General features: G+C 48.9%; 1 protein-coding gene. It reads left to right on the forward strand.

Annotated features, from left to right (window positions below):
* Positions 1-348 (forward strand): 4-alpha-glucanotransferase (locus AB4585_RS25965; protein WP_372171648.1); only part of this gene is annotated, 348 nt, incomplete at both ends.

Raw genomic sequence — 348 nt, forward strand, 5'->3', positions numbered from 1 at the left:
TGCGTGCGAACATGAAGCACTGTGGTGCACTGCGTATTGACCACGTATTAGGCCTTCTACGCCTTTGGTGGATTCCGAAGGGTGAGAACGCGACTAAGGGTGCGTACATGTACTACCCAGTGGAAGATATGCTAGCGATCCTTGCGCTAGAATCTCATCGCTTCCAGTGTTCTGTTATCGGTGAAGACTTGGGTACTGTGCCTGATGAAATCGTTGATATCTTGTGTGACGCAGGTGTGCACTCGTACAAGATCTTCTTCTTCGAAAACCACGAAGATGGCAGCTTCATCGAGCCAACTGAATACGCAGAGCAATCTATGTCAGCGCTATGTACTCACGATATGCCAA

It is taken from the genome of Vibrio sp. 10N.222.49.C9 (assembly GCF_041474985.1).
Lineage (GTDB): Bacteria > Pseudomonadota > Gammaproteobacteria > Enterobacterales > Vibrionaceae > Vibrio > Vibrio crassostreae_C.